Consider the following 25882-nt stretch of genomic DNA (forward strand, 5'->3'; position numbering starts at 1 on the left):
GTCAGATCAATTCGAGAATGGTCGCATTGGCCATGCCGCCGGCCTCGCACATCGACTGGAGACCGTAGCGAATTCCGTTGTCGCGCATGTGATGTGCCAGGCGAGTCATCAAGATCGCACCTGATCCGCCGAGTGGGTGGCCGACCGCGATAGCGCCGCCGAGCGGATTCACACGATCGATGGCTGCGCCGGTTTCAGCCTGCCAGGCAAGCGGGACGGGGGCGAATGCCTCGTTGATCTCGAAGGCGCCGATGTCGTCGATGGACAATCCGGAGCGATCCAATGCCTTTGCGGTGGCGGCAATCGGACCGGTGAGCATGATGACCGGGTCGTCGGCTGCGAGCACTGCGGTGTGAATACGAACGAGCGGCTTCCACCCGCGTGCCCGGGCGTACTCGCTGGTCGTGACGAGTGTGGCGCCCGCCCCGTCGGAGATCTGAGAAGAGTTGCCGGCGTGGATGGCACCGTCGGCGTCGAAGGCCGGGGGCAACTTCGCGAGCGACTCCACACTTCCGCCTCGCCGAATGCCTTCGTCCTGGGACAAGCCCGCGATCGGAGTGATCTGCCCGGTGAATGCCCCTTCATCGGTGGCACGGGCCGCGAGTTCGTGTGAGCGGAGGGAGTATTCGTCCAGAGCTGTTCGTGTGAGTGCCCATTTGCGGGCCATCATCTCGGCGCCGGTCCCCTGGCTGAAACCGTCCACCCCGTAGCGTTCGAGTACCGAAGCCGGAAAATGCTCACCGTTCTTGCTGGCGGTCCCCATCGGTACTCGCGACATCGATTCGACGCCTCCGGCTACGACCACGTCGTTCTGACCGGAGATGACGGTGGCCGCAGCAAAGGAAACTGCCTGCTGGCTCGATCCGCAGGCCCGGGTCAGTGTGACGCCGGGAACGCTGTCGGGCCAGCCGGCGGCGAGTGCCGCTGTGCGGGCGATGCTTCCGGCCTGTTCGCCGACCTGACTGACGCATCCCCAGATCACGTCGTCGACCGTGGCCGCGTCGAGTCCGGTCCGTTCAGCGAGCGCACGCAGTACATGTGCGGACAGTTCGGCCGGATGGATCTCCGAGAGGGCGCGGCCGCGACGGCCGATCGGTGTACGTACTGCGTCGACGATGACGGCATCTCGCATGTATCTCTCCTGCTGTTCGTGCCCGGTGTTGCGATTGTGCGGTCGGGGCGTGTCTCGAGTCGATCACGAGCGGGTCGACCCGGCAATGTCTTTCGGTGAATGGCTTTGTTAGCGAATGGCTATACGTGGAGCATTCAGCCGCGGATGAGCTTGCGATCGCGCTCGGGATTGGCGAAGACGAGGACCAGAACCGCGGCGATCACTCCGATGACGCCGATTGCCTGGAAGGACTGGGCGTAACCGTCGGCCGGGGTTGCTGCGTTGTCCACGATGACTCCCGTTGCGTAGGGAGCAATCAGGCCGCCGATCGACATGATGGCGAGGAAGAATCCCATGGTTCCGGCAGTTTGCTGCGGCGGGCACAGTTCCGAGATCGCAGCGTTGATGAGCGGGAAGGTGATTGCCGAGAATCCGTAGCCGATCGAGACCATGGCGACAGCGACGATGGGAGTGGAGATCTGTGGCAGGAACAGGAGAATCGATCCGCAGATCAGAACGCCGACGCAGGGAACGATGACGCGAACCGTGCGAGAGGTGAAGCCGCGGCCGATCAACTTGTCCGTGACGGAACCGGAGGTGATCATGAGGACGAGGCCGACGATCGAGGGCAGCGCGAACATCGAACCGGCTTGCATCGCACTGTATCCGAGGCCGACCTCGAAGTACGACGGCAGCCAGGTGAGAACGACGGTGGTCAGTGCGTAGATGGTGGCGATGAGGAAGCAGCAGCTGACGAAGGTGCGGGAGAGCAGGATCTTGCGCCACGGAACGTTGGGCTCGGTGACCGCCTTAGTTGCTGTCCCGGCTGCCTCGGTTGCTTCTGTACCTGCAGTCTTGGTCGCCTTGACGGCCTTGCTCGTGTACGGGCCCTCGGACCAACCGGCCAGCCAGCAACCCATCCACACGAGACCGAGAACGGAGAGCGAGAGAACCGCTGCGCGCCAGCCGTAATGAACGGCGATGAAGGTCAGTACCGGCGCGAGGGCGATCTTTGCTACGGAGGCGGATCCGGCGAGCATTGCGCCGGGAAGGCCGCGCTTGGCCGGCGGGTGCCACGAGTACGCCGCGGTGTGCATCAGCGCCGAGCTGGGGCCTTCGGCAAATCCGAGGAGCATGCGCGAGACGATCAACATCGCGAGGCTGGCGCCGAGAACGAGGGGGAGCATGACCACGGACCAGATTGCGGCCAGGATCAACAGCGCCCAACGCAGGGTCAGGTACTTGTTGAGCGGTCCGGCGAGGAATCCACCGATGCAGAACATCAGGAAGAAGAGCGAGCCGACCATGCCGATTTGCGAAGACTTCAGTCCGAGCTCACGAGCGAGGGGCTGAGCGATGATTCCGAGGACTGCCTTGTCCGCGTAGTTGACGATGTAGAGGAAAACGACGAGCCCGGTCATCGTCCACGCACGCTTGCGGGTACCGAAGACGGGAACTGCTGACGAATCTGGCGTTGCTGTTGCTTCGGGCTGGACGTCGTTACGCTGTGGCGCGATGGGGGTCACGTGGCGTCCCTTCGAGACTGGTGGGCGGATGCGATCGTGCTCGAAGCGCGGCCTCGAAGCGATCGATGGTGGTGTGTTTGCCGGCTGACCCATTCAACGTGTTCTGGATCACTTTGAGCAATGTCGCGTCGATGATCGGAACGATAGCGGTTGCCTATGTATCGCAGGTCAGGCCATATTGGTACGCCCTATCGGAGGTATAGCCGATGAGTGTTGGATCGAATGCGGAACATTGAGGCAAGGTGAGATCAGGATCACCCTGTTCCCTTGACCGACTGGAGTTCATACATGCAGCGCACCGTGTTCAACGAGGATCACGAGGCATTCCGGGCTACCGTTCGCGATTTCATCGCGAAGGAAGTAACCCCGGTCCACGAGAAGTGGGAAGAGGACGGTCACCCGCCCCGTGACTTCTACCGGCGGCTGGGAGAGCTGGGCGTACTCGGAATTCAGGTGCCGGAGGAGTACGGCGGAGGCGGCGAGAGCTCGCTCAAGTTCAACGTCGTCGTCGCCGAGGAAGTTGCTGCCGCCGGGGCGTCTTTCGGCTCGCAGTCGGTGCATACGAACTTGATCCTGCCCTACCTGCTCGAGTACGCGAACGAAGAACAGAAGAGCCGCTGGTTGCCGGGCTTCGCTTCCGGAGATCTGATGTTCGCGATTGCGATGACGGAACCGGGAACAGGGTCGGATCTGGCGAACATCTCGACGACGGCCAAGCTGTCCGAGGACGGTACGCACTACGTGGTCAATGGTTCCAAGACGTTCATCACCGGCGGGGTACTTGCCGATCGCGTCCTGGTGGTGTGCCGTACCGCGCCCAGCACAGCGGAAAACCGACGCACGGGGTTGTCGATTCTGGTGATCGATACGTCGTCGACCGGATACTCGGTGGGGCGCAAGATCAACAAGATCGGTCTCAAGACCTCAGATACTGCGGAGCTTTCGTTTGTCGACGTCCAGGTGCCGGTCGAGGACCGCCTCGGAGAAGAGGGCGACGGATTCAGCTATCTGACCCACAACCTGGCTCAGGAGCGGTTGACCATCGCGTTCGGAGCAGCGGCAACCGCGAGCGCCGCGCTTCGGTTTGCCATCGACTACGTCAAGGACCGCAAGGTGTTCGGCAAGCCGGTCGCGGCATTCCAGAACACCAAATTCGTTCTGGCCGAATGCGCTACCGAGGTCGATGCCATCCAGTTGGTGTCCGACAACGCGCTCGAATGTCATGACCGTGGCACGCTGACGATTCCCGATGCAGCGAAGGCGAAACTGTTCTGCACCGAGGCGGCAGGTCGAGTGATCGACAAGTGCCTCCAGTTGCACGGCGGATACGGCTACATCACCGAGTACCCCATCGCTCGTCTTTATGCAGACACACGCGTCACGCGAATCTACGGTGGCACAAGTGAAGTCATGAAGACCATCATCGCGAAGGATCTTGGTCTCTGACGCACTCTCGACATGTTTTCGGCCTCGGAACACTTGTTCCGAGGCCGAAAACATGTTCCGGGTAAATCAGTTCGCCGGAACCCCGACGACGCCGTCCGCGATCAGCGTCGAGGCATGATCGGCGTTGGTTCCGAGGATGTCGGCGAGCACCGCGATCGAATCGCCGCCGACCTCGGAGGCGGGTCCGGTACCCAGGTGTGCGCCGTCGAACGAGGCAGGATTGGCGGCAGCCAGGTAGCTTCCGATTCGAGGTTGATCGAGTGCGGAGAACATCGGGTTGTTCTCCAGTTCACCAGATTTCACCACTTCCTCGAAACTGCGGTACCTCTCGAACAGAACCGACGATGTGTCCAGCGCTGCGGTGATCTCGGCGGCGCTGTGTTCCCGGAACCAATGTGAGAACAGAGCAGTGAGCACCTCTCGATGGCGGTAGCGGTCTGCCTCGGTGGAGAAGTCGGCTCCGAGGGCACCTTCGACGGCGTCGACAGCCGCCGCGGTGCCGGTGACCGACGCAAGGTCACGGAAATGGCGAGTAGTGAGTGCAACGATCATGAACCGTTCGTTGTCGCCGGAAACGAAGTCGATTCCGTACGTGCCGTAGACGGCGTTCCCGTCGGACTCGCGGCTGCGGCCGTTCACCTGAACTTCGGTGAGGTAACCGAGAGTTCCCGCGGTGGCCAGCGCGACGTCTTCGAGTGGGAGCGTGATCCGAGATCCATGACCGGTCGAGTCACGTTGGCGCACTGCGGCAGTGATCGACAGGGCGGCGTAGAGCCCGCATGCGACGTCCCAGGCAGGCAAGGCGTGATTGACAACTCCGGCGTAGTCCGCGGGGCCGGTGATCTGTGGAAATCCCAACGCGGCGTTGACCGTGTAGTCGACCCCGGCGCTGCCGTCGCGGCGTCCGAGAACCTCGAGGGTGATGACGTCGCTACGCAACTGGGCCAGGGAGTCGTGGCTCATCCAGGTGCGACCGCCGGCATTGGTGACCAGGATTCCGCCGCCAGGTCCCGGAGCCGTGACCAGTTGGCGTATCAGTTCTTGGCCGCGCTCGGCGCGCATGTCCACTGACAGTGACCGTTTGCCTTTGTTGAGTCCGGTCCAGTAGATGCTCTCGCCCTTGTCGGTGACGGGCCAGCGCTTGTAATCGGAGGCACCTCCGATCGGGTCGATCCGGATCACCTCGGCGCCGAGCTGGGAGAGAGTCAGTCCGCACAGGGGCGCGGCGACAAAGCTCGAGACCTCGACGATGCGAAGCCCGGACAGCGGGCCTGCGCTCTGAGTCATGTGTGGTCCTCCGTGATAGAAGAGTGTGCGATCATGCCATCAACACGGTGAAACGCCAGTCGAGAACCGGAGTTTGTGTTGCAGAAGCATTGTGGGAGAACACGAGCGAACGCAAGTGCACTGCCGTTCCGTGTTCGAGGGGCGACGAGTTTTCGACGTGTAGTTCACTGGTGAGGGTATCGCCCTCGTGAACGGGTCCGGTGTGATCGCACGAGTGCCACCCGAGAACCGTCACCACGTTGGGCAGAGCGCGAGTCGCCTGGGCGAGTGCGATCCCGATGGTGTGGCCGCCGTAGACGAGGCGACCGTGGGCGCCGACGCGATCGTCGTGGTGCGTCGCTGCGATGTTCAAACTCAGCCGGGCAAGTTCGGGTGCGCTGGAGACGACGTCGCCGCTGCTACGGAATACCGAGCCCACCAAATCCGACTGGAAGTGCCTGCCGGGTACCCGCTCTCGATACGTGTCGAGATCCCAACCGTCAGGTGATACGTACGGAGCCGGTTCGGACGGACCGATCGCCCCGAGGTCGTCGGCGTGGCGAGTTCTCGTCTCGATCGGGTCGGGGCGCAGGGGGAGCATGGCGCAGCGGTAGAAGTCGAGGACCGTGTTGCCGTTCTGATCAGCAGACGTCATCCGTAGCGCGGCAAGTCCGGTGGCGCCGCGTCCCGGCTTGGCCGAGTTCTCGCGTAGACCGACAACCTCGGTGCGCGTGTACAGAGTGTCGCCGAGTACCGGGAAACGGTGGAAACGCAGTCCACGGTAGAAGAGGTTCGCCTTGACGTGGTGTGTGACCACGGTTGACTGGCCGATGGCGATGTCAGTGACCAGTCCTGGATTTGCCACTGGTGCAACGGAACCCGTGACGCTCGACGACAAGTGTGCATCGAGAGGCAAGCGCATGCGGTCACCGAGGATCGCCTGATGGGAGGCGGCGAGTCCACTGGTCAACGTCACCGCGGGGGCTTCGTCGAAGATCTGTCCATGGGTGAGCTCGTCGAAGTACGGGCCTCCCACGTAGTGCTCGCTCATACGGTGACTCCTTCGGCTCGGGCAAGCGTACGACGCGCTGCCACGGCCACAGCTTCGTCGAGCATCTGGCCGTCGAGTTGGGCGGCACCCGAACCCAGGGTTTCGGCTTCTTCGAGGGCGGTCAGTACCCGTCGGGCGTCATTGACGGCGTCGTCCGAAGGAGTGAATGCGGCAGTGGCCGAGTCGATCTGTGCCGGGTGGATGACCCATTTGCCGTCGAACCCGAGAGCACTGGTCCAGTGCACGGCATGGCGGAAAGCGTCGTCGTCGGTGATGCCGAGAAAGGGCCCGTCGATGGCTGCGACGCCGGCTGCGCGGCAGGCGATCAGGATTCTGTCCTGAACAGCAAGCCAGTGTTCGGGCAGTGCCGAGCGTGAACGGCCCAGCGCTGCACCGAGATCGGCGTATCCGATGATCGCGGCCAGCAGACGAGGAGTCGCGCGGGCGATGGAGTCGGCATTCTGGACGCCGAGCGGAGTTTCGATCAGGGCTTGCAGGGTGGTGTGGTGCCCACCGGCAGTGAAGAGGATGTGCTCGGCCTCGAGTAGTTCGTCGGCGGACTCGACCTTCGGGACGATCACGCTCGTCAGCGATTCTCCGAGGGCGCCGCAGGCGATCAGGTCGTCGCGGGCCCATGGTGTGGTCAGGCCGTTGATTCGGACCGAGATGGTGCGCGCCCTACCGAACTCGTGCACCAAGGTGCTCACGAGGGTTCGCGCCAGGTCCTTGTTCGCCGAAGTGACGGCATCTTCGAGGTCGAGAATCACCTCGTCTGCGTTCGAAGAGAGTGCTTTGCGTGCCTTGCGCTCGTCTGAACCCGGCGCGACCAGGGACGCGCGGCGTCTGGTCGCGCGGTAGTGGTTCTCGTCCATAGTGTGTCGATTACCTCGATCTGGTGATCAAATGTACGGCCAGTTACGAAATAGATGTGCTGCCGTGAACGGCGTTGATGTGCACCGAACTGCCTCGATGCTGGCAGTTGCTGCGTATCGATGTCAAGGCGCGGTATTGACATTGCGCGAACAATATCGAAATATGGCCGTACAAACTTATTTCAAGTCGAGGCGGATTCATGCTCAAGCTCAACGACGAAGAGACATTCCTGATCGAAACCGTGCGCCGGTTCGTCGACCGAGAGGTCAAGCCCACGGTCCAGGAGGTGGAGCACGCGAACGAGTATCCCGAGAAGTGGATCGATCAGATGAAGCAGATCGGGATCTACGGCCTCGCGATTCCCGAGGAGTACGGCGGATCGCCGGTGTCCATGCCCTGTTATGCGCAGGTGACGCAGGAACTGTCGCGCGGATGGATGTCCCTGGCGGGCGCGATGGGCGGTCACACGGTGGTCGCCAAGCTCATCTCGCTGTTCGGTACCGAAGAACAGAAGGTGAAGTACCTGCCGCGAATGGCAACCGGCGAGATCCGGGCAACGATGGCCCTCACCGAGCCCGGCGGTGGCTCCGATCTGCAGGCCATGACAACCAACGCCAAGAGTGACGGCACTGATCTGGTCGTCAACGGTGCCAAGACTTGGATCACCAATGCCCGGCGGTCCGGCGTGATCGCCTTGCTGTGCAAGACCGATCCCAGTGCAAGCCCTCGTCATGCTGGCATCTCGATCGTTCTCGTCGAGCACGGCGAAGGGCTGACCGTCTCCCGCGACCTCCCGAAGCTCGGATACAAGGGCGTCGAGAGTTGTGAACTGTCCTTCGACAACTACCGCATCTCCGAGTCGGCCATTCTGGGTGGCACTCCCGGAAAGGGCTTCGGTCAGATGATGAAGGGGCTCGAGACCGGCCGTATCCAGGTGGCTTGCCGCGCACTGGGCGTCGCCACGGCCGCACTCGAGGATTCACTTGCGTACGCGCAGCAGCGCGAGAGCTTTGGCCAGCCGATCTGGAAGCACCAGTCGATCGGCAATTACCTCGCCGACATGGCAACGAAGCTGACGGCCGCGCGGCAGCTGACCTGGCACGCGGCGCAGATGTACGACAGTGGGGAGCGGTGCGACATGGAGGCAGGCATGGCGAAGCTGTACGCCTCCGAGGTGGCGATGGAAATCGCGTTGTCCGGCGTCCGCATCCACGGCGGTTACGGCTACTCGACGGAGTACGACGTCGAGCGGTATTTCCGTGATGCACCACTGATGATCGTCGGGGAGGGAACCAACGAAATTCAGCGCAACGTGATCGTTTCGCAGCTGGTTGCCCGCGGCGGTCTGTGACGGACCGGTGAGCAAGTAGGATCATGTCGCTATGAGCGGTAAGGAAAGAGAGACGGAGCCGGCGTACCAACGCCTCTCTCGTGAGCTTCGTCAGCAGATCTCTGCCGGTACCTACCGCGACGGCATTCAACTGCCCACTGAATCCGAACTGGCGCAGCATCACGGCGTGAGTCGGCAGACGGTCCGCCGAGCCTTTCACGACCTTGTTGCCGAGGGCATCGTGTACCGAGTACCTGGGCGCGGAACGTTCGTGACCGAGAACAGTGGCCGCTACCTCCGTCATCTCGGGTCCATCGAAGATCTCATGAACCTTTCGCGGGACACGACGATGGAAGTTGTGTCACCGCTGCAACGGCGAGTGGACATCGAGGCGGCCAGTCGGCTTCGGCTCGACACCGACGTCGTGTACACCGTGGTCTTCCGACGGATACACGAGGGAGTTCCGTTCGTGCAGACGACGGCGCATCTGCCGGAGGCGATCGCGCGGCAAATCATCGACCTGCCCGCCATGGCAGCCGGTGCGGTGAGCGCCAATACGGTGATCGGCCTGCTGGAACCGCTGATCGACAGTCCGATTGTCGAAGCAGCACAATCGATCACGGTGTCCCCGGCAACGGCAGACGTTGCCAGGGACGTCGATTGCGAAATCGGCCACGCGATGTTACGGGTGGACCGTTTGTACTCCAACGCGCAGGGCGTTGCCAACGAGTTGTCGGTGAGTTACTTCTTGCCGGAGCAGTACACCTATCGGGTGACGCTGCGCCGCGGCGCACATTAACACTGCGCCGCGGCGCACATTAGCGCTGCGCCATTTTCTTTGCTGTTCAACACCTTTCAGGAGAGAACTATGCGAATTTTCAACGGAATCGACGAAGTTGAGACGGCTGTCGGTGAGCACTTGGGCTACAGCGCGTGGTTCCCGGTCACACAGGATCGGATCGACAAGTTCGCCGACGCCACCGAGGATCACCAGTGGATTCACGTGGATCCCGAGCGCGCAGCGCGGGGCCCGTACGGCGGCACCATCGCCCACGGCTATCTGACTCTTTCGTTGTTGCCGGTGCTCGGCGCTCAGGTGATGCGTGTCGACGGAATCTCCATGACCGTGAACTACGGAAGCAACAAGGTGCGATTCCCCGAACCGGTCAAGGTCGGTTCTTCGGTGCGGGCAGGTGCGGAGATTCTTTCCTTCGAGCGCACCGCGAAGGGCGCGACGATTGTCGTGCGGTACACGATCGAAATCGAAGGAGCAGGTAAACCTGCGCTGGTGGCGGATACCGTGCGCCTGTTGGTCTCCTGAATCCTTTTCCATTCTTCCAGAACGAGATTCGAGGTCAGTTGTGAAACGAGCAGCATTGGTCGCGCCGGTCAGAACCGCGGTGGGCCGTTTCGGAGGGGCACTTCGTGACGTGCCTGCGGAAAGTCTGGCTGCCACTGTCGTCAAGGAGACCGTGCGTCGTAGCGGAATCGATCCGTCCCGCATCGACGACGTCGCGATGGGGCAGTCGTATGCCAATTCGGAGGCACCGTGCATCGGAAGGTGGGCGGCGCTCGAGGCAGGGTTGCCGATTTCGGTAGCCGGCTTCCAGACGGATCGCCGATGTGGAACGGGTCTGCAGGCCATCGTTACCGCGGCCATGATGGTCCAGACGGGTGCGGCCGACGTGGTTCTCGCGGGCGGCGTCGAATCGATGAGCGGGATCGAGCACTACACCACCGGAGCGCGGTGGGGCACCAAATCCGGTGGGCTGCAACTGTTCGACCGCCTCGATCGTGGTCGAGAGCGCTCGCAACCCGAGTGGCGTTTCGGCCGGATCAGCGGAATGATCGAAACGGCCGAGAACGTCGCGACACGCTGCGGGATCAGTAGGGAAGAGTCGGACGCCTTTGCGGTCGACAGTCACCGAAAAGCGACACTGGCAAGAGAATCCGGCCGCTTCGATGCCGAAATCGTCGCCGTCGAACTGACCGATCGAAAAGGGAACGTCACACAGTTTCGTGCTGACGAGGGGATCCGTCCGGATACCTCACTCGAAACCTTGGCACGGCTGCGTGCGTTGACCGAGGGAGGCGTCGTGACCGCAGGTAACGCCAGCCAACAGAATGACGCTGCGGCAGCGATGTTGGTGGTCGCCGAGGATCGTCTGGACGAGCTGGGGCTGGAACCCATCGGGTTCCTCGACAGCTGGGCCGCGGCCGGTTGTGAACCGGCGCTGATGGGCCTCGGGCCGGTTGCGGCCGTCTCGAAACTGTTTGCTCGCACCGGGGCAAGCTTTGCCGATTTCGATCTGGTCGAGCTGAACGAGGCGTTTGCGTGCCAGGTTCTCGGCGTCGTGAAGGAATGGGGATTCGAGGACCTCGATCGCCTGAACGTCAACGGTTCCGGCATCTCGCTCGGGCACCCCGTGGGAGCGACGGGTGCGCGTATGGCAACAACTGCGCTTCACGAACTCGGCCGACGCGGCGGCGGAAAAGCGCTGTTGACCATGTGTATCGGCGGTGGCCAGGGTATGGCGGCCGTGGTGGAGTCTGCCTGACGAGGTTTGCTTCTGGGTACACTTGCGGCGGGGGATCGGAAGTTCTACGGAGGCAGTCGGTTGACGAATGCGGGCGCAGCAGACACCAGTGGCGCGCTGAGCGTCGAGGATGTTCGTCGCGCCAGGGCTGCACTCGAGGGTTTGGATGTCACCAGTTGGTCCGGGCGCTTCGAGCTTCTCTCCGACGCCAACCGTCTGCGTCTGCTGCTCTGCCTGCACCACGCACCTGGTATCTGCGTCACGGATTTGTCCGTGGCGCTGGGGATGAGCGGCACAGCCGTCTCACATGCGCTGCGGCTACTGCGTAGCCAGGGGTGGGTGAGCGCAACGCGCGACGGCCGATCGATGCGATACCAACTGGCAGACGACACCGTTCACCAGCTGCTGCATTCGATCGGCGCCACACATTTTCACGACGAGACACCCACCCCCGGGCACACGCACAGCTGAGCGCTACTCAAGGAGTCGCGAAGAACTTCTCGACGGCCGGTGCAGCGTTCGGGTTTCCGTTGGTGATTCCTGCGCCGACTCCGGCAACCGTGCCGATGACTCCACCGACGATGCAGCCGGCGATGAAGTTCGGGAAGATCGACAGGCAGCCGATTCCGACGCCGAGGTTGGCTCCGATCAGGGTCGACTGCAGACCACCGTTGTTCCAGCCGATATTGACCTCGTTGGCCATCGTGTCGAACGCGGCCTGCTTCGGATCGTTACCGGGGAAGAGCATCAACGCCGCCTGGCTGTTCGACTCTGCGGTCGGTGTCAGTAGGGGTTGGGACGGATCGAAGCCCGCATTCGGGGGCGCTGCGACCGCGGTGCCGGCTCCGGCGCCGACTGCGGCGACAACGAGTACGGACATGGTGAGAGTTCGGGACAGTTTCATGGGGACGGCCAATCTGTCTGTGTGGAACCAGTCGTGAATGGTGGCGGTGCAGTTCGTTAACCAGAACTCCACCGTCTGGATCGATCGTGCGGACCTCCTCGGGCACAACGGGACCCGTCGTCTCCGCGCGACGGGCCGTGTTTGGTGGCTACCCGACTCCGTGTGCCCTGAAACCGCCCAGTCTCATTCGTTTTTCGACAAGCGAGCGCGCAGTTCTTCGACCTCGGCAGTAAGCCGATCGACCTCGGCTTGCAGGGGTTGGCGTGCCAGAGCGAGGGATTCGTCCATGCGCTCCTTGTCGAAGCGAGGTGTGATGTTTCGACTGCAGTTCCAGTCGAACGCTTCGACGTCGATGACGATGGAACGCTGGGCTTTTGCCGTCATGGTGCCGCCGGGAACTTGCAAGAGTTGTTGCAGTAGTGCAGGGTCCTCGTCCGCTTCGATCACCTGCGCCCGCCCGTAGATCTTCAATCTCGTCCGCGTCGGGTAGTCGATGACGAACAGCGAGATGCGATCGTTCGCTTCCAGATTGCCGAGTGTCACGAATTGCTGATTGCCGGGAAGATCGGCGAATCCGATTCGGTTCGGGCCCAACACATGCAGGAATCCGCGCGGGCCGCCACGATGTTGGACGTACGGCCAACCGTCGGGCGTCACCGTGGACATGAAGAAGGAATCCACGGATTTCACGAATCCCTGCGCGCGGAAATCGAATTCCATCGGGCCTTCGTCGGGCTGATCGAGTTTCGAACCGTAGACGGTAAAACTCCCGGTCGACCGCTGACGCTCCACCGCAGCGGGGGAGAAGGCGATGTGTGCGTATCGGGTCGACATTGTTATCTCCTGCTTCTCGGTGCAATCCCTCAGTGCCAGCGGTGGTCGGCGACGGCAGTTCGCGGACCGAACTTGGGTTTGACGGCTTGGCCGCTGACCTGCAGAAGCCTCACGGCGCGGTATCGATGCGGTTGAAGGGGAGCGAGGTACTGCACCATCTCGGCGTCGTCGATCGGTTCACCCAGCAGTGACCACCCGACGACGGCAGCGAGGTGGTAGTCGCCGACCGAGAGTGCATCGGAATCGCCGAAGGCACGCTGAGCCACTTCGGCGGCAGTCCAGATCCCGACGCCGGGCACCGCTCGCAACCGTTTGGTCGCCTCGGCCCTGGGGAACGTGGATGCTTGCTCGAGACGGTCGGCGACGCGAGCACACTGAACGATCGTCTTGGACCTCGCGGGATCGACGTTCGCGCGATGGAACTCCCATGACGGCATTCGACGCCATTGGTCCGCGGTGAGTGGAACTCGCATTCCGTCGGGCGCGGGGCCGGGTGGGCGCTCACCGAACTTGGTCAGCAGGCGGCGCCACGCGGCAAACGCGTCGATGCCGTGGACTCGTTGCTCGAGGATCGCGGGAACGAGGGCTTCCATGACGCGGCCGGTGCGGCCGATGCGTAGATGAGGGAAGCGTCGATGAGCTTCGGCGAGCTTGGGATGTTCGGGAGCAAAATCTTCGGCTTCGTCATCGAGGCCGAGCAGCGCTTCGGCGCCGGTCAGGAATTCCGTGGCGCCGGGACCCCAGGCCTGTACCCGGACCGTATGGCGATCCGACTGGGTGATGCGGTAGGTCACAGGACCCGACAGTTGGCGGGAAACTCGCCAGATCGCTCCGTCGGCGGACCGTCGATGTGCGGGGTCGCCGGGTCCGCGCTGATGCGGGCTGAGCGTCAGCGCGGCATCGAGTGGTCGCTGAGAAGTCACCGTGACTTCGTCGGCGGGAGATGGCGGCGTCATCGAGGTCAGCGTATCGCCACCGTCCATCCTCCGTTAAGGCGTGTGTCGGTGGCGCAACGTATTGTCCGAGCCATGATCATCGTGAGCACCGACGGATCCTGTCTGCGAAACCCCGGCGGGGCTATCGGCTGGGCGTGGGTCAATCACGAGGGTCCGAGCCTGTCCGGCGGAGAAGCGTCCGGCACCAACCAGATTGCCGAGTTGCGTGCTCTGTTCGAGGCCGTCGTCGCCCATCCCGGTGCTGATCCTCTGCTCATCGAATCCGACTCGCAGTACGCCATCAAGTGCGCTTCCGAATGGTTGCCCAGTTGGAAGCGCAAGGGCTGGAAGACCGCGAGCGGCGGGGCGGTCAAGAACCTCGAACTGGTGCAGAGTATCGATCGAGCCATCACCGATCGTGTCGGACCGGTGCGCTTTCGCTGGGTCCGCGGGCACGTCGGCAACCACTACAACGAAATGGCAGACAAGCTGGCCGGCGAAGCCGCACGCGCCATCGTCTCGGGGGACATCGCATCGGTGCCGCTTGCTGCCCCGGTGAAGAAGGAACCGATCGCCGTGAACTCCCCCTACAAGGAGAAGTCCACGACGGCCGAAGAACCGGCAGATTTGTTCACACTTTTCTGAGCGGTTCAGAACCCGTCGGCAACCTGAACCAGCGCCCGGCCGGTGTACTTGCCTTCGCGGACCTGATCGATCACCGATACGACGTCGCGGACGGCAACGAGGTTCGTGATCTCCTTCAGATGACGTGGCGCCAAGTCGGAGCCCAACCGGGTCCACAGCGCGCGACGGGGCTCGATCGGCATCAATACCGAGTCCATGCCCAGCAGTGAGACTCCGCGGAGAATGAACGGCAGCACGGTCGTGTGAAGCGCGGCGCCACCGGTCAATCCGCTGGCGGCCACAACACCGCCGTAATTGATCGTGCTCAGAACGTGAGCGAGGGTCTTTCCACCGACGCAGTCGACGGCCGCCGCCCACTGAGATTTTCCGAGCGGGCGAGGCTTGGCGTCGGGATCCTCGGGGAGCCGGCCGATCACCGAAGACGCACCGAGTGACGTCAGAAGGTCTGCCGCGCCTGGCTTACCGCTGGAGGCGACCACGTCGAAGCCCGCGCTTGCCAGAAGGTCGACGCTGACGGTGCCGACTCCGCCGCTCGCGCCCGTCACCAGGACGGGACCGTCGGTGGGCTTCACTCCGCTGGACAGAATGGCTTGGACACTCATGGCCGCGGTGAATCCCGCCGTGCCGATCGCGGCAGCGTCGGCGGTGGAAATGCCGTCGAGCTTCACGACCCACTCGGCAGGCAAACGGGCGATCTCGGCGTAGCCGCCGTTGCGGGCGGTCCCGATCTCGTAGCCATGTGCGACGACCTTGTCGCCCGGGGCGAATGCGTCGGACTCGGAGGCAATGACCTCGCCGGCGACGTCGATGCCGGGGACGATCGGGTAATCGCGAACCACCCCGCCTTTCGGCGTGACCGCGAGCGCGTCCTTGTAGTTGACGCTCGAATACTCGACGCGAATGGTGACCTCACCTGCCGGGAGGAACGATTCGTCGACGGTTTCGGGGGCGAAGTCGATGGTGCCGTCGCTGTCGCGGGCGACCCAGGCGTTGAAAGTAGTCATGGGTCGAACATAAAGGCCTTCGGCCCTGTGCGCCTTTTTGGTAGTGCGAACTACCGGAAAGGCGCACAGGGGCGGAGCCCCTAGATCAAGCTGCCCTCATGCACCGCTCGATCGAACGCCGGTAGCGGGCCACCGGCGCGCAGGGTAGTTGCCAATGCAGGATCGGCGAGATGGAGACGGCCGATCGCGATCAGATCGAACTCTCCGCTGCCGATGCGCTCCTCGAGCTGTGGGATGTTGTCGACTACAGGTGCGACGCCTTCGATGCGGCTGTCCCGCAGCGACTTTCCGATACCGACGCTGCCGACGGCCATCGTGACGGCGCCGGTCAGCTTCTTCGCCCAACCCGCCAACGAGAGATCGCTGCCTTCGAAGGCCGGCACGTCGAAACGCCTGATGCTGGCGTCGAGAACGTCGACTCCGGCGTCGACCAGCGCGCCCAGGATGACGCCCAACTCTTCGGGGGTTTCGGCGATCTTCGCGGTGAAATCTTGCTGCTTGTGCTGTGAGAAACGGTAGATGATCGGCAGATCCGGTCCGATGGCCGCGCGGATCGCGGCGACGACGGCGGCCGGGAACCTGGTACGACGCTCCAGGTCGCCTCCCCACGCGTCGTCGCGCTGGTTGGTGCCCTCCCAGAAGAAGGAATCGAGGAGGTAGCCGTGACCGCCGTGGATCGCGATGCCGTCGAAGCCGAGTTCGACGGCGTGCTTCGCGCTACGGACGTACGCGTCGATGACGTCCTGGATGTCCTGCTCGGTCATCGCTTCGGTGCTGGCCTGTGCGCGTTCGACGTAGGCAGCGGAGTACGAGGTGACGCCGAGCGGGCCCCATTCGCCAGAGGGGCGCATCGGCTTGAGTGAGGGGTCCATCTGCGTCATCGCGCCCCACAAAGGTCCGACGTGCCAGAGCTGAGGCACGATCTTGCCGCCCGCAGCGTGCACGTCGTCGACTACCTTCCGCCATCCGGCCTGAGCAGCGGGAGTGTGGAGGTTGGGGACGTTGGCGTGGTCGACAGCAGTCTCGTGATCGATCGCGACGCCTTCGGTGACGATCAGTCCGGTGCCGCCCTCAGCTCGTCGGCGGTAGTAGTCGGCAACGTCGCGGCCGGGCACACCTTCGATGGAGTACGTGCGCGTCATCGGCGACATGACTATGCGGTTGGACAGTTCGAGCGAACGGATGCGGAGCGGTTGGAACAGCGGGTTGGTCACTTCGTCACAGCGCTTTCATGAATCGGAAGAATCCGGGGTCCTGGTCGACACGGAGCCGGGTGAGGGTTCGGTAGCTGATCAGCCACTTGCCGTCTTCTTTGCGGTATTTCTCGTGGTAGTGGCCGTAGCCGTGTAGGTGCAGTTCTTTCTCGCCGTCGTTCCACCACAGCATGTCCTCCATCGCCCAGATGCCGGTTGCGGTGGTGGGCGAGGTCAGCACGATTTCGGGAGTGTGTGCGTGGTGCGCCGTGGTGAGGAGGATGTCGCCGTCGAGCATGTTCCGAATTGCCGCGGTGAGTTTGTCGATGCCCACTACCTGGTTCGAGGTGTCGCCGGTCTTGGGTTGCTTGTCTGTCGGGAGTCCGCCCCACGTCTCGCTGACGACGTCTGCGGTGTGCAGGGTTGGGTAGACGTGCCACTGCTTGGTGTCCATGCAGCGTAGGCGCGCGGCGAACACACGCTTGATTTCCTCGATTGCGAGCAGTTCCTCGACGGCACTGATCGACCCCACTTCGGACTCGGCCTGAGACATTCAACCTCCAACGGTGATCGGCAAGATGGGTTCACATTCGGGTGCTCCGGGCGGGCCGTCAACGACCTGTCCCGGTGAGCGCGACGGCACTCGGTATGGTCGAGCGAACGAAAGGGGTGTCAGACGTGTGTACCGAAGAGGTCCCATCGACCGGACCGGAGGAGATCGCCGAGGTTCGGGCTTTTTGGCGCGAGTTGGGTGTTCCTGGCGTGATCGACGTCCACACCCATTTCATGCCGAAGAGCGTCATGGACAAGGTGTGGGGCTACTTCGATTCGGCGGGACCGATGATCGGTCGTCCTTGGCCCATCGCCTACCGACTTGCCGAGGAGGAGCGGGTACACCGTCTCCGCGAGTTCGGTGTCCGGGCTTTCACGTCGATGATCTACCCGCACAAGCACGCGATGGCCGAGTGGCTCAATCAGTGGGCCGTCGAATTTGCCGCGCAAACGCCCGATTGCCTGCACACGGCCACGTTCTATCCCGAGGAGTCGGCGGCGTCGTACGTCGGCAAGGCATTGGAGTCGGGCGCGCGAATCTTCAAGTCCCACATCCAGGTCGGAAACTACGATCCGAACGACCCTCTGCTCGACAAGGTCTGGGGGCAACTCGAGGACTCCGAGACGCCCATCGTGATTCACTGTGGATCGGGACCGGCGCCGGGGGAGTACACGGGACCTGATCGCATTTCTTCGCTGCTCGCACGGTACCCGCGCCTGTCGTTGATCGTCGCCCACATGGGGATGCCCGAGTACAGCGAATTCCTCGATCTGGCAGAGGCTTACGGCAATGTCCGCCTGGATACGACCATGGCGTTCACCGACTTCACGGAAGAGCAGTGTGCCTTCCCGAAGGCGGACGTATCACGGCTCGTCGACATGCAGGACCGGATTCTGTTCGGTAGCGACTTCCCGAACATTCCGTACCCGTATCTCACAGCCTTGCAAGCGGTTACGCGCTTCGATCTTGGAGACGAATGGCTGCGAGCCGTCGTGCACGACAACGCTGCGAAACTCTTCTCGGTGAGCTGAGCCCACCGAGAAGTATTTCGACTCAGCGCAATTTGATGCTGCCGCCGTCGGCCATCAACGTCTGTCCGGTCATGTACTTGGAATCGTCGCTCGCCAGGAATACCACGACGGGAGCGATGTCGGTTTCGGGATCACCGATGCGTCCGAGAGGCACCTTGGCAACCGATGCGGCTGCGCGCTCAGGGAAGGCTTCCTGCCACTTGACGACGCCTTCGGTGGCGGCGAACGGGCAGACCACGTTGACCCGAATGCCTTCCGGCGCCCACTCGTTGGCGACGACGCGCGTCAGGCCTCGCACAGCTTCCTTGGCCGCAGCGTAGGACGTCTGGGTCGGCATTCCGTCCAAACCTGAACCCGACGCGAAGTTGACGACCGAACCCTTGGTCTTCGCGAGTTCGTCGTGGCACGCCTGCATGAGGTGGACAACGGGGTAGAAACCGGTGTTGAAGGACAGGTCGAACATGTCCTGCGTGGTTTCGAGCAACGGAGCCTGACGGGACGCGTGAGCGTTGTTCACCAGGATGTCGAGCTTGCCGAAAGCCTCGAGCGCGGCGTCACGGATCTGCTCGGCCGAACCGGCGGCAGCAAGGTCGACGTTCAGGAACTTGCCGGAGCCGGCCAGTTCTTGTTCGAGGGCCTGGCCCTGCTCGTCGTTGATGTCGACGAACAGGACCTTCGCGCCTTCACGGGCGAAGACTCGGGTGATGGCACGACCGATTCCACCGGCGCCGCCGGTGACGATCGCTACCTTGCCGTTCAACCTCATGAAACGCTCCTCTTCGTAAGTGCTGCTCAAACTGTTGCGGTCTCGTCGACTGCAAGTGCAATCTTTTCGAGGCCGGCGATGCTGTAGGCGGCGTAGGTCTCGTACGGCCCACGGCCGGAGAAGTAAGACGAGAGCTGGCCACCGAGTTCTTCGACGGTGAACGCGGATCCGGCTGCGTCGAAACGGTTCTCGACCTTGGGTGCTTCCATCAACGCCACCATCTTGCCGTAGACGACGAAGACCTGTCCGTTGATCTCGTCGGAATCGGGGGATGCGAGGTAGCTGACCAGGGTCGCGACGCGCTCGGGTGCAAGCGGATCGAGGCCGACGACGCCGGTGTTGTTCTCGCCGAAGGCTTCTGCCGTCATGGCGGTGCGGGCACGGGGGCAGATCGCGTTGGTGCGGACGCCGTAGCGGGAGAGACCTGCTGCGCTCGAGAGCGTCAGAGCGGTGATGCCGGCCTTGGCTGCCGAGTAGTTGGGCTGTCCGGCGCTGCCGAAGAGGAAGGCCTCGGAAGAGGTGTTGATGATGCGGCCGTAGACCGGTGCGTCGGCTGCCTTGCTGGCTGCGCGCCAGTGGACTGCGGCTGCGTGCGAGGTGGCGGCGTGGCCCTTGAGGTGCACACGGATGACGTCGTCCCAATCGGATTCGGTCAGGTTGAAGATCATCTTGTCGCGCAGGATGCCTGCATTGTTGACGAGGATGTCGAAGGATCCGAAGTTCTTGACAGCCTCTTCGATGATGCGCCCGCCGAGCGACCAGTCGGAGACGTCGCCGGTGATGGCGAGTGCCTGTCCACCTGCGGCCTTGATCTCGTCGACCACGTCGTTGGCCGCTGCACCCATGTCGTTGACGATGACGGCTGCACCGGCAGCCGCGAGTCCGAGTGCTTCGGCGCGACCCAGGCCGGCGCCGGCGCCGGTGACGGCGGCAACTTTGCCTTCCAAGCTCAGTGATTGCGTCATGTCGTGCTCCTTCGATCCGGGCGGTCGGGTACGTCTTGCAGAATTAGTATTCATTCTAATTTGAAGTCGAGAGTTCGGTAGTCGGTTCCGAAAAAATCATTCGAGCGAAATCAGAATTAGTTCTAGTTTTGAACAGAAGTTTGGCCGACTGAGGAGGAGTCTCACTCAGCGGGAGCGGTGATCTGGGTCACGAGCGCTGCATGCCACCTTGGGGCGACGCGGCGATCCCACCGCGTACGCGTTTGCGTCACCACCGATCCGCTCAGTTCTCGGCCGCATTCGTCGGCTCCAGGGTCGGATAGTTCCCACCGAAAACGCAGTACGGTCGGCCCCGAATTCACCGGGCCGGACATCAAGGAAGGCACCAGCAGTGTCACTGAATTTGGCAGATCTGTACGAGGGCATCTCGGATCTGATTCCGGACCGCACGGCGCTCGTGTGCGATGGTCGTCGTCGCACCTACGTCGAGCTGGACGAGGGCTCGAATCGCATCGCCCGCCACCTGGCGAGCGTCGGTGTCGGGCCCGGCGATCACGTTGCTCTGCACATGCGCAACAGCATCGAGTTCGTCGAGAGTTTGCTCGGCTGCCTCAAGATTCGTGCGGTCCCGATCAACGTCAACTATCGCTACGTCGACGCCGAACTGACCTATCTGTACAACGATTCGCAGTCGGTGGCACTGATTGTGGACGAGGAGTTCGTTTCCGTCGTGGAGACGGTTCTCCCGGCCGCGCCCGGCATCAAGCACGTCGTTGTCGTCGGCAAGTCCGTGGTCCGCGATATCGAAGGTGTCGACGTCGTTGGATACGCCGACGCTGCCGCGGAGCAGCCCGCTACTCGTGACTTCGCGCCCCGCAGCAACGACGACCTCTTTGTCATCTACACCGGCGGCACGACGGGGATGCCCAAGGGCGTCATGTGGCGTCATGAAGACTTCTACTTCGCGGCGCTCACCGGCGGAAATCCGTTCGGTCCGCCGCACACGACCGCTGAGGCTCTGTTCGCCGCGGTGCCGAACGTTCCCGCGATGAACATGCTCAGTACCGCACCCCTGATGCACGGTGCGGCGTCGTACTCGCTGTTCACCGGATTCTTCATGGGCGCCAACGCAATTCTCATGGCGCGGTTCGACGCGAAGACGACGCTGCAGCTCGCCGGAAGTGAGAAGGCCGTCTCCATCACCGTCGTCGGAGACGCGATGGCACGTCCGCTCGCAGACGAATTGGCAGCAAACGCAGCAGATTACGACCTCAGCACGGTCGGAATGGTCTCGTCGGGTGGAGCCTTGTTCTCGCTCTCACTGCGGGAGCAGCTCAAGTCGATGCTTCCGAACCTGGTGATCCGCGACGGATTCGGCTCCTCGGAGTCGGGCGTCGACGGCAATCTGGAGATCGGCGAAGACGGCCTGATGCGCATCGCCGCTCGCGACGAGACCCGCGTCGTGGACGAAAGGATGCGGCCGCTGGAGCCGGGATCGCCCGAGACCGGCTACATCGCTCGCAGCGGTCACGTGCCGGTCGGCTACTTCAATGATCCGGTCAAGACCGCGGCTACGTTCCCGGTGATCGACGGGGTGCGGATGTCGGTGCTCGGCGACGTCGGGCGCGTGGAAGCCGACGGCTCGATCGTCCTGCTGGGGCGTGGTTCTCAGTGCATCAACACCGGCGGGGAGAAGGTGTATCCGGAAGAGGTCGAGCAGGCGCTCAAGAGTCACCCGGCGGTGCTCGACGCTCTGGTCGCGGGAATTCCGGATGCGAAGTTCGGTGAGCGCGTCGCTGCGGTCATCACGACCCGCGAAGGCTTCGACGTCCCGGACGCTGCCGAGATCGGTGAGCATTGCGCGTCGCAGGTCGCTCGGTACAAAGTGCCGCGCACCGTCATGAACGTTCCGTCGATCAGGCGTTCTCCCAGCGGAAAGGCCGACTATCGCTGGGCCAAGGCCACTCTCGCCGAGCAAGTCTCCTAGTCCGGCCGGAGCCGTCCAGCGCGTTTGTGAGGGACGCGTTGGGTGGCTCCGGTGCTCTAGCCTGTCACCGTCAGAACCAGCAGAGCGACGTTGAGTGCAACGATCAAGCCCGCCGCAATCCACGCCGCGACGGTCGTGAGCGGGGCATTGCGCGCGTCGCCCATGAGTTCGGGGTCCGAGGTCATTCGCACCAGCGGGATGATCGCGAAGGGGATGCACAGGCTCAAGACCACTTGGCTGAACACGAGCGCCAGCGTCGGGTCGACGCCGAGTCCGAGCACGATCAGTGCCGGGATGAGCGTGACGATCCGGCGTGTGATCACCGGAATCCGAATGGCCAGAAGACCATGCATGATCTCGGCGCCGGCCGCGCATCCCACGGAGGTCGACGCGAGTCCGGAGGCGAGGAGGCCGATCGCGAACACCACGGCTACGCCCGGGCCGAGCGAATTCTCGATCGCGGCATGCGCACCGTCGATGGTGTCGGTGCCGGGTACTCCGCGCAGCGCCGAAGCGGCCAGCAGCAGCATGCCGATGTTCACGCCACCGGCGATGATCAACGCGACGACGACATCCCAACGGGTGACTTTGAGTAATCGCTGCAACCGTGGGCCGGGTTTGATGTGGCCGTGGCGATCACGTGCCAATGCGGAGTGAAGGTAGATCGCGTGCGGCATGACCGTTGCTCCGAGCATGCTGGCGGCGAGCAGTACGGTCTCGGTTCCTTCGAAGCGGGGGACCAGTCCGGCGACGGCCTCGCTGCCGGAGACGTCGGTGAAGGCGAGCCCGGTCAGGAAGCCGATGGTGATGATGGCCAGCAATCCCATGACCACGAACTCGAAAGTGCGCTGTCCGCGCCGACTTTGGATCGTCAGGATGACCATCGACACGCATCCGGTGATCAGTCCGCCGAGGAAGAGCGGGATGTTGAAGAGCAGGTTGAGTGCGATGGCGCCGCCGATGACTTCGGCGACGTCGGTCGCGATCGCCATCATCTCGGCCTGGAGCCAGAAGGCGCGGCGGTTGTTCTTACGCAGGCGCTGACCCAGCATTTCGGGCAGGGATCTGCCGGAGACGAGACCGAGTTTCGCGGACAGATACTGCACGAGGACGGCCATCGCGTTGGCGAGTACGAGTACCCAGATGAGGAGGTAGCCGTACTTGGCGCCGGCGGTGAGGTTGGCGGCGACGTTGCCCGGATCGACGTACGCGATTGCCGCGACGAACGCCGGACCGAGCAGGGCGATGGATCTCCCCGTGGGTCGTCGGCGCGGAGTCGTCGGCTCTTGCGTACTGGTGCTCATCGGTCTCCTGGTCACACGTACTCGGACCTGTTGGTTCGAATAAGTGAACTATAGAGTTCGGGGAGCCGAACTTTCAACAGCTGTGCGCGGTTAGCGACCGCAGAGGGTCCCTAACCGCCCACAGGCCGGTTAGGCCGTCACGCCGGCAGCCAGGAGAGCGCGAGCCTCGGGTCGGCCGTCGAGGAGGGCGTTGGTACGCAGTTCGACCTTCCACTCGCCGTCCGTCTTGATCAGTTCCCAACGGTTTGCGGTGATGCGGAGGACCTTGAATCCCGTCGGGTTCTCGGGATCTTTGATGACCAACTGCGAATGGCAGGTCGCGACGGCCTTGTTGCCGTCGATGCGGATGTGGGCGGGTGTCATCATGTGGGCCGCGCCGTTCATGATCCAGTTCTGGTGTGAGGCGCTGTGAACCATCGCGCGCAGTTCGCCGCGGCCGTGCATCGCACCGGTATCGACGTCGTAGACGCCGTCCTCGAGCCACAGGTTCGCGACCTCGTCGGCTGATCCGCTGTCGACGGCAGGGCTGTATGTGGTCAGCAGTTCGGTGATCGCGAGCTTGTCCTCGAGCAATTCCACTCGGGCGAGCAGGGATTCGATCAGGGCGGTCGAGTCGGTCATCGGTACGTCCTTTGCATTGAATTGTCGGGGAATCAGGAAGTGGTGAAAGAAAAGCCCTCGGCGAGGGCGATTCGGTGAAGTTCTTCGAGTTGTTCGCAGTAGTGCTCGACGCTTCGAGCGCCGACCGAGCAGCTGGCGATGGTCGCCCCGGCGTCACGGACGCGAGTCAAGGCGCGAAGGGTGGATTCGCGATTGCCGAGAGGATCGAGCGGCGCACCGGCGGGAAGCACCACGTCGAATCCGTCGGGGAGCGTCGTGGCATCGAGCATTTCCTTCAGTTCGGAGAATCGCAGCCCGAACGGCACCCACCCGTCGCCGTGTGTGGTGGCCCGGCGCAGCGATCTCTTGGTCCGGCCGCCGATCCACAGCGGCACCCGTTTCTGGACGGCGTGGGGTTCGACGACAAATCCGGAGTAGTCGTAGAACTCGCCGTGATACTCCGGAGTCGGCGTCGACAGTGATGCCCGAAGTGCGGCCAAGGCATCGTCAGCGCGCGCTCCTCGGTCGGCAAATGGAGCATTTATGAGATCGAATTCTTGTTTCAGAGTCCCCACCCCGAGGCCGAGTATCAGGCGTCCATTGCTGACGCGATCAAGCGTTCCGTAACGCTTGGCGATCTCGAGGGGGTGGTGGTAGCCCAACACCAGCACCTGGGTCGCCAGCAGGATTCGTGATGTACGCGCGGCGAGAAAACCAAGGGTGGCGAGCGGATCCCAGTAGGTTCCGCCGCGCTCGGCGGCAATCTCCTCGGGGACCGCCACGTGTTCACTGCAGGTCAGATGATGGAAACCGAGTCGATCCGCCGTGGCGGCCACTGTGGCGATCTCGCCGATGTCAGCACTTGCCTCCCACTCCGAGCGCGTGCTCGGGTGCTGAATCAGGACCGGTGTGACGATTCCCAGGTGCATCGGGCGTTTATAGCGTCCCCACTCGCCCGGTGGCAGGTGAATTACCGCTGATCGGGATCGAAAAGATCGATTCACTTTCCAGAAACTGTGACCTGGGTTATAGTCGGTAGAATCAATTCCAGTTTTCGGGAGGCGTCCATGACCATTGTTGACATGAACGACACACTGTCCACCGTCCAGACTGCCGGTGGGCAACCCAAGAAGGATCTGCCGCCGTCGATGGTCGAGCGGATGACATTGATTCTCGACGCCTTCGACGGCCGCGCCGCGCGGCTGACGCTGGAAGAGGTCGCGTGCCGTACTCAGTTGCCGCGCTCCACGGTCCACCGCATTCTCGATCAGCTGGTCAAGCTGGACTGGGTCGATCACGCATCGTTCGGCTACTGCCTCGGGCGTCGCGCGCTCGGCCTCGGTGGTGGCGACGGCGGCCACAGCCAGATCCGCGAAGCCGCTGCACCGCTTCTGCACGAACTGCACCTGCAGACCGGCATGGTCGTTCACCTGTCGGTGCTCGACGGACGCGAGAGCGTCTATCTCGACAAGGTCGGCGGACGATTCGCCGCGGCGCTCCCGTCCCGCGTCGGCGGCAGAGTGCTCGCTCATTCGACGGCTGGTGGCAAGGCGATGCTGGCGTGGATCGACCCCGAGCGCGTCGACGCTCTGTTCGGGTCTTCTCTTCCCCGCTGTACCGAGAACACGATCACCGACGTCGCTGTGCTCCACCAGGAACTGAACCGCATCCGTCAGCGTCGGGGACTGGCCTTCGAACGCGGGGAGTCGGCGCGTGGAGTCGCTTGTGTGGCTTCGGCAATTCGCGGACACGAGGGTCCCGTCGGCAGCATCGCGTTGTGTGGTGACATGCGGACCGCTCAGCTCGAGCGAGTTGCTCCGCTGGTCGTCGACGCGGCTCGCGAGGTCTCACGGACGCTGTACCCCGAACTGGGTGCTCCTCGCCGCGGCCGCAAAACGCCTCCCGTTCCGACCAATACGTTCTCGGCGGAGACGATGGATCGCCTGCTGGCAGCGTCGTCCGACCACTGGATCTGACGTATTTTGATCGACTTGTCTCGCTGATCGGGACGAGTCATAGCAGCTCAGCGGTACTGATGGCAC

At 63.1% G+C, this 25882-nt stretch carries 26 protein-coding genes; 10 read left to right on the forward strand and 16 right to left on the reverse strand.

Annotated elements, in window-relative coordinates; genetic code table 11:
* Position 1: 1 nt before the first annotated feature.
* A complete protein-coding gene (locus tag RhoBH5_RS17595) occupies positions 2-1132 on the reverse strand; it encodes a thiolase family protein (RefSeq protein WP_270008594.1) in 1131 nt (376 codons plus the stop codon).
* 134 nt (positions 1133-1266) lie between these two features.
* Complete coding sequence (locus tag RhoBH5_RS17600) at positions 1267-2730, reverse strand: MFS transporter (protein ID WP_270008595.1); 1464 nt, start codon at positions 2728-2730, stop codon at positions 1267-1269.
* A gap of 195 nt (positions 2731-2925) precedes the next feature.
* Between RhoBH5_RS17600 and RhoBH5_RS17605 the strand changes: the two genes are divergently transcribed.
* Positions 2926-4083, forward strand: coding sequence for an acyl-CoA dehydrogenase family protein (locus tag RhoBH5_RS17605; protein WP_270008596.1), 1158 nt, complete (start codon positions 2926-2928; stop codon positions 4081-4083).
* A gap of 66 nt (positions 4084-4149) precedes the next feature.
* On the opposite strand, the gene RhoBH5_RS17610 is transcribed toward RhoBH5_RS17605, so the two are convergent.
* Genes RhoBH5_RS17610 through RhoBH5_RS17620 form a run of 3 tightly spaced genes read right to left on the reverse strand, consistent with a single transcriptional unit; the run spans position 4150 to position 7272 of the window.
* Entirely contained in the window at positions 4150-5370 is a 1221-nt protein-coding gene (locus RhoBH5_RS17610) for a CoA transferase (RefSeq protein WP_270008597.1), read from the reverse strand.
* Between the two features lie 31 nt (positions 5371-5401).
* Positions 5402-6400, reverse strand: a complete 999-nt coding sequence (locus RhoBH5_RS17615; protein ID WP_270008598.1) for a MaoC family dehydratase — start codon at positions 6398-6400, stop codon at positions 5402-5404.
* A complete protein-coding gene (locus tag RhoBH5_RS17620) occupies positions 6397-7272 on the reverse strand; it encodes an HpcH/HpaI aldolase/citrate lyase family protein (RefSeq protein ID WP_270008599.1) in 876 nt (291 codons plus the stop codon). Before RhoBH5_RS17620 ends, RhoBH5_RS17615 begins: the two co-directional genes overlap by 4 nt.
* Positions 7273-7472: 200 nt before the next feature.
* Between RhoBH5_RS17620 and RhoBH5_RS17625 the strand changes: the two genes are divergently transcribed.
* The 5 genes from RhoBH5_RS17625 to RhoBH5_RS17645 all read left to right on the forward strand — a co-directional run bounded on the left by RhoBH5_RS17625 (position 7473) and on the right by RhoBH5_RS17645 (position 11611).
* Entirely contained in the window at positions 7473-8624 is a 1152-nt protein-coding gene (locus RhoBH5_RS17625) for an acyl-CoA dehydrogenase family protein (protein ID WP_270008600.1), read from the forward strand.
* A 31-nt stretch (positions 8625-8655) separates the two neighbouring features.
* Complete coding sequence (locus tag RhoBH5_RS17630; protein ID WP_003940169.1) at positions 8656-9402, forward strand: GntR family transcriptional regulator; 747 nt, start codon at positions 8656-8658, stop codon at positions 9400-9402.
* 69 nt (positions 9403-9471) lie between these two features.
* Complete coding sequence (locus tag RhoBH5_RS17635; RefSeq protein ID WP_270008601.1) at positions 9472-9924, forward strand: MaoC family dehydratase; 453 nt, start codon at positions 9472-9474, stop codon at positions 9922-9924.
* A gap of 40 nt (positions 9925-9964) precedes the next feature.
* On the forward strand, positions 9965-11161 hold the full coding sequence (locus RhoBH5_RS17640) for an acetyl-CoA C-acetyltransferase (protein WP_270008602.1): 1197 nt from the start codon (positions 9965-9967) through the stop codon (positions 11159-11161).
* Positions 11162-11221: 60 nt separating this feature from the next.
* Positions 11222-11611, forward strand: coding sequence for an ArsR/SmtB family transcription factor (locus RhoBH5_RS17645; protein ID WP_019745393.1), 390 nt, complete (start codon positions 11222-11224; stop codon positions 11609-11611).
* 7 nt (positions 11612-11618) lie between these two features.
* On the opposite strand, the gene RhoBH5_RS17650 is transcribed toward RhoBH5_RS17645, so the two are convergent.
* From RhoBH5_RS17650 to RhoBH5_RS17660, 3 genes are all read right to left on the reverse strand, one after another.
* A complete protein-coding gene (locus RhoBH5_RS17650) occupies positions 11619-12116 on the reverse strand; it encodes a hypothetical protein (RefSeq protein WP_003940625.1) in 498 nt (165 codons plus the stop codon).
* Positions 12117-12227: 111 nt separating this feature from the next.
* Positions 12228-12878, reverse strand: a complete 651-nt coding sequence (locus RhoBH5_RS17655; RefSeq protein WP_270008603.1) for a pyridoxamine 5'-phosphate oxidase family protein — start codon at positions 12876-12878, stop codon at positions 12228-12230.
* Between the two features lie 29 nt (positions 12879-12907).
* Positions 12908-13861 carry a DNA-3-methyladenine glycosylase family protein gene (locus tag RhoBH5_RS17660; RefSeq protein WP_270008604.1) on the reverse strand — a complete coding sequence of 318 codons (954 nt, stop codon included), beginning with the start codon at positions 13859-13861 and terminating at the stop codon, positions 12908-12910.
* A gap of 45 nt (positions 13862-13906) precedes the next feature.
* Between RhoBH5_RS17660 and RhoBH5_RS17665 the strand changes: the two genes are divergently transcribed.
* Positions 13907-14458, forward strand: a complete 552-nt coding sequence (locus tag RhoBH5_RS17665) for a ribonuclease H family protein (RefSeq protein ID WP_270008637.1) — start codon at positions 13907-13909, stop codon at positions 14456-14458.
* Positions 14459-14463: 5 nt separating this feature from the next.
* Here RhoBH5_RS17665 and RhoBH5_RS17670 read toward each other — a convergent pair whose 3' ends face one another.
* The 3 genes from RhoBH5_RS17670 to RhoBH5_RS17680 all read right to left on the reverse strand — a co-directional run bounded on the left by RhoBH5_RS17670 (position 14464) and on the right by RhoBH5_RS17680 (position 17208).
* Positions 14464-15462: an MDR family oxidoreductase gene (locus RhoBH5_RS17670; RefSeq protein WP_270008605.1), complete on the reverse strand. Its 999-nt coding sequence runs from the start codon at positions 15460-15462 to the stop codon at positions 14464-14466.
* Between the two features lie 80 nt (positions 15463-15542).
* A complete protein-coding gene (locus RhoBH5_RS17675; protein WP_003940612.1) occupies positions 15543-16676 on the reverse strand; it encodes an oxidoreductase in 1134 nt (377 codons plus the stop codon).
* Between the two features lie 4 nt (positions 16677-16680).
* The gene (locus RhoBH5_RS17680; protein ID WP_270008606.1) at positions 16681-17208 is read right to left on the reverse strand and encodes a nuclear transport factor 2 family protein; all 528 of its coding nucleotides are present in this window, start codon (positions 17206-17208) and stop codon (positions 16681-16683) included.
* Between the two features lie 125 nt (positions 17209-17333).
* On the opposite strand from RhoBH5_RS17680, the gene RhoBH5_RS17685 reads away from it, so the two are divergent.
* A complete protein-coding gene (locus tag RhoBH5_RS17685) occupies positions 17334-18239 on the forward strand; it encodes an amidohydrolase family protein (RefSeq protein ID WP_270008607.1) in 906 nt (301 codons plus the stop codon).
* Between the two features lie 22 nt (positions 18240-18261).
* Here the strand turns inward: RhoBH5_RS17685 and RhoBH5_RS17690 are convergent, their stop codons facing one another.
* Both RhoBH5_RS17690 and RhoBH5_RS17695 read right to left on the reverse strand, forming a co-directional pair.
* Positions 18262-19005, reverse strand: coding sequence for an SDR family NAD(P)-dependent oxidoreductase (locus RhoBH5_RS17690; protein WP_030537180.1), 744 nt, complete (start codon positions 19003-19005; stop codon positions 18262-18264).
* Between the two features lie 26 nt (positions 19006-19031).
* A complete protein-coding gene (locus RhoBH5_RS17695; protein WP_007729451.1) occupies positions 19032-19970 on the reverse strand; it encodes a 3-oxoacyl-ACP reductase in 939 nt (312 codons plus the stop codon).
* Positions 19971-20340: 370 nt separating this feature from the next.
* On the opposite strand from RhoBH5_RS17695, the gene RhoBH5_RS17700 reads away from it, so the two are divergent.
* Positions 20341-21936: an acyl-CoA synthetase gene (locus RhoBH5_RS17700; protein ID WP_065351432.1), complete on the forward strand. Its 1596-nt coding sequence runs from the start codon at positions 20341-20343 to the stop codon at positions 21934-21936.
* A 56-nt stretch (positions 21937-21992) separates the two neighbouring features.
* On the opposite strand, the gene RhoBH5_RS17705 is transcribed toward RhoBH5_RS17700, so the two are convergent.
* From RhoBH5_RS17705 to RhoBH5_RS17715, 3 genes are all read right to left on the reverse strand, one after another.
* Positions 21993-23240: an Nramp family divalent metal transporter gene (locus tag RhoBH5_RS17705; RefSeq protein ID WP_270008608.1), complete on the reverse strand. Its 1248-nt coding sequence runs from the start codon at positions 23238-23240 to the stop codon at positions 21993-21995.
* A gap of 129 nt (positions 23241-23369) precedes the next feature.
* Complete coding sequence (locus RhoBH5_RS17710) at positions 23370-23861, reverse strand: nuclear transport factor 2 family protein (RefSeq protein ID WP_003939809.1); 492 nt, start codon at positions 23859-23861, stop codon at positions 23370-23372.
* A 32-nt stretch (positions 23862-23893) separates the two neighbouring features.
* Entirely contained in the window at positions 23894-24769 is an 876-nt protein-coding gene (locus RhoBH5_RS17715) for a TIGR03619 family F420-dependent LLM class oxidoreductase (RefSeq protein ID WP_003940045.1), read from the reverse strand.
* 138 nt (positions 24770-24907) lie between these two features.
* Here RhoBH5_RS17715 and RhoBH5_RS17720 point away from each other — a divergent pair, with 138 nt between their 5' ends.
* Entirely contained in the window at positions 24908-25816 is a 909-nt protein-coding gene (locus RhoBH5_RS17720) for an IclR family transcriptional regulator (RefSeq protein WP_003940451.1), read from the forward strand.
* The last annotated feature ends 66 nt before the right edge of the window (positions 25817-25882 follow it).

Origin of the sequence: Rhodococcus sp. BH5 (assembly GCF_027583855.1) — a bacterium.
Classification (GTDB): Bacteria; Actinomycetota; Actinomycetes; order Mycobacteriales; family Mycobacteriaceae; genus Rhodococcus_F; species Rhodococcus_F qingshengii.